This is a genomic window from Pseudovibrio sp. W74 (assembly GCF_001623085.1).
Classification (GTDB): Bacteria; Pseudomonadota; Alphaproteobacteria; order Rhizobiales; family Stappiaceae; genus Pseudovibrio.
The window spans coordinates 1,451-5,171 of sequence record NZ_LMCJ01000052.1; the positions used below are offsets into that span (position 1 = coordinate 1,451).

The following is a 3,721-nucleotide window of genomic DNA, read 5'->3' on the forward strand; positions in this document are numbered from 1 at the left end:
TCCTTTACCAGGATCAAGGACGTCAGCTCCTGTTGTTCCGTAAAGGAAATCATCATTATCCGACCCTGTGATTTTTACTCCTGCATCTCCAGTAGCTCCATAAAGCTTCAAGCGTCCATCATCACGGACTTCTATCTTTTTAAGAGCAGAGTCATCTGCAAACTCAAAGCGTTCGATTTGAGTATTGTCAGTACTCCAGTTTTTGACGGTAAGGACGTCAGAAATGTCCTCCAGATCTTGATCCGAACTGGATGGATCGTTCAGGTAGAACTTCAATCCATCGTTATCGACAACAACCATCAAGTCAGCGAGCGTGATGCCGTCTGTGAAGCGGATGGTATCGGTACCTGAGGCTTCTGTCAGTGTGTCTTTGCCAAAGCCGTGCCCAAAGACGTAGGTATCGTTGCCGGTGCCTCCTTTGAGTTGATCGTTACCAGAACCTCCGACAAGAATATCGTGGCCGGAGCCTCCAATCAGAGTATCATTGCCACCAAGGCCCATGATCAAGTCGTCTGATGATGACCCTGTAAAGCTGTCATTGTCTTCGCTCAGAAGGGTAAGGCGACCCTTGATTGATCCATCGGCAAATTCAAAGCGTTCGATAGAACTCTGCCAATCTTTGATACGCAACACGTTTGAGAGCTCATCCAGCGTAGCTTCTGGATTATCTGAAATAAGCTTATAGACCAGTAGGTCTGCGCCATCTTTCACGAACTTCAGATCGGAAAGCGTGATGGTGCCTTCAAAGCGGATGGTGTCCAAGCTACCTGAACTGTCGATAACCACGTCTTTACCAAAGTTGCCTACAAAGACGTAGGTGTCACTGTCAGCGCCACCTTCAAGTCGATCATCTCCGGTTCCACCGATCAGGGTATCATCACCAGATCCACCTTTAAGAACATCATCGCCTTGGTAGCCTTCAATACGGTCATTGCCACCAGCACCATCAATGATGTCGTGGTTCTCGCCTGCAATGAAGACATTGTCCTTGTCAGTGCCAGTAAGGTTATGGCTCTTGCCGAGGCCAAGTTCAGCTGCGGCTAGCAAGGTTGCGACCCAACCAGAAGCAAATGCGCTATCAGGTTCATTGGCGATCAAAGCATCAATGGCATCTTTGTTGTCCAGATACTTACGGTAATCGTTAGCAATCTGGGCCTGACGCATATATTCGGCAACGCCTTCAGTCGTGCGCGGATCAACAGAGGTGTAGATAATCCTGCTTCCAGCCCCATCGCCAAGCTGGGTAACGTCGTCCTTCCAGTTCTCGTGAGCTGCGACCTTAATCAGATCCCCATCTTTGAACTCCAGATTCTGCAAGTTCTGGAAGATTGCGGCCCGTACCATGCCAGCAGTATCCTTGCCATGGATAAGAACACGCTGGCCATCGGTATTGCGGAACAGTTCTGTCTTGAAGTCATCCCAGCCTTCAGGGTTGTCACTGTGATGATACCCAAAGGTGTGATAGGTCCATGAGGTGGCCCAATCAGCGTCACCGCCAATGTCTTCAATCACCGCATGCATGGTATCCTTATAGGCTTCTTCCATGCCATTGACGACACTTTCAATATCGCGGTTGGAATCTTTCTTAAAGCCAGTCTGCGATGTGATTTCGTTGTTCTCATCATCAAACCGTTGCTCGCGATAATAAGCGGGATGGTCGCCAAACCATTTGTCAAACTGATCTGAAAGAGCCCCGCCAAACCAGCGATCAATGGTCTCAAAGATAAACGACCCACCAACAGTGCCAATGAAGGCGCCGATACCTGGCAAGATAAGTGCTGTCAGAAAAGTACTGACAGTAGTGGCTACACCGCCTGCAACAAAGCTTGCCACCGAATTGATGACAGCTTGAGATGCAGACCAGGCCGAAGCTGCTGCCGATCCGATTGAGGCAAAAACGCTCTCGCCTATAGAATCGATTTCAACCACTTCGTTGGCTAGCTGATTGCCAATAAAGCTGCCAGCGGCCTTGACAAAATTAACTGTCTCAAACCCGGCAAAGATCTCATCAACTTCCAGGCCTCCGGCCCAAACATCAATATCGGAGAGGTTATCGTAAAGCTGCTGTGTGATTGTATTCCCAGCTGTCGTGAAGGCTCCTTCTGCAAACCCTTCCAGGCCAATCGCCTCAGCCAGCTCCCCCATCAACAAAGATGAGAAGTAGCCAGTGACCTGACCTTCAAGGTTTAGAACAAGCTCCTGACCAAAATTATCGAGCGTGTAATCTGTGAGGATATCTTGCAGAACACCAACAGTGGTATCAGTGGAATCTTTAACCACGTACTTGATTGAGCTTTGTATGAACTGACCGAAGTTCTGCCCAATCGTGCCCAAGATGGTTGAGTAACCAATCTTGGCAAAGGCATTGTCTCCGGCAATCAGAGCTCCAAACTGAGAGCCAAGCGTGACACCAACTGCAGAGCCGTACTGGACACCACGATCTTCAAAATCGAGCAATTGGACATCTTTGACTTCATTGGTCTCTTTGTCATATGTGGTGTATGTGTGGATCTTGACGCCTTTGTCGTTATAGACGACAGTTTTGTCTTCTCGGATTGTATCGCTTGCATCATCGAAGCCAGTGCCGGTTAGATGTACGATCCCACCATCAGCTGAGATATAGTCAGCCTCTTGTTTCCCTTCACTATTTTCGAGAGTGTGATTAAGAATCGTCGCACCCTCAGGTACGTAGTCCAAGATAGAGGTGTTATGCACCCGAATATCGCCAGCGATGTAGGTGTGCGTGGCTTCAACTTCGAAGTTGTAAGTCGTGTAATGGCTCCCATCTTCGGTCAAATGCGCTGTAAACGTCGCACTATCAGCATTTACCAGAGAGTTTGGAGCAGATATTGGTACGTTATTTAAAACAATCGTGTAGTCAAATGCAGGGGCCAAAGCGCCTGCTTTATTTTCAGTTAGTGTCATGAGATCTATCAGTGCATGCGAAAATGGCCGGTATCCGGGTACTCATTTTACTATTTCGGGATTAGTTTGGTTTCGTGCGGAGACACAGCGGAATGTTGGGTCTGCCTTGAACAATTTCTTTCGCACTTCGTGTGATGATAGGGCGCCCATTGGACACATCTCCACCAGATAATGCAGAGGGAATACTTTCCCATTCAGCAGCAGCATAAATCTCGGCAAGGCTTACTTGTGAGCGCTGCAGCACGTAGTCTTCTGGTGCTGGTAGGTTATCACTAAAGATCCAATGAAACGGCTGTGGAGTCTCGGAAACATCCAGCTTGATATAGCCGTCTTCAGTTAACTCCCCATCAGCTGCTTTGATCAGGTCAAGCAAGCAAACATCTCTACCATCATCAAGAATGAAACGGGAGCTCGCACGGATTTGAGCCTTCTGTTTAATTGCTACATTCCCATCAGCTTGACGGTCACCAGTAACAGCCCAAAGAAGTGCATCTCCTTCGCTACCAACTTGGCAGCCTGTTCCTGCACGTACTAAACTTCCATCGCTCTTCATCAATGCGCCGTCACTGCGCAAAATATCGATGATTGGCACATGTTGCCCTTTAAACTGGCCGTCTCCGCAATAGGTTACATGACCTGGAGTAATCAGTAGGCCGAAGACATCCAAAATATGTTTAGACTGATTATGGAAGACTTTTGAGACCCGGCTAGCAACCAACTCACCTTCCGAGTTGTAAGACTTCACCTCATCACCAACAGCGATCTCTTCAATCGGCTTGTCAGTGCCGTCCGCAAG

Annotated in this window: 2 protein-coding genes; both read right to left on the bottom strand. The window is 48.3% G+C overall.

Annotation, left to right across the window (positions count from 1 at the left end; translation table 11 throughout):
• A partial coding sequence (locus tag PsW74_RS21945) for a calcium-binding protein (RefSeq protein ID WP_275505992.1) occupies positions 1-2,925 on the bottom strand: 2,925 nt, incomplete at its 3' end.
• 61 nt (positions 2,926-2,986) lie between these two features.
• The coding region (locus tag PsW74_RS21950; protein ID WP_208988105.1) for a hypothetical protein at positions 2,987-3,721 on the bottom strand (735 nt) is incomplete at its 5' end.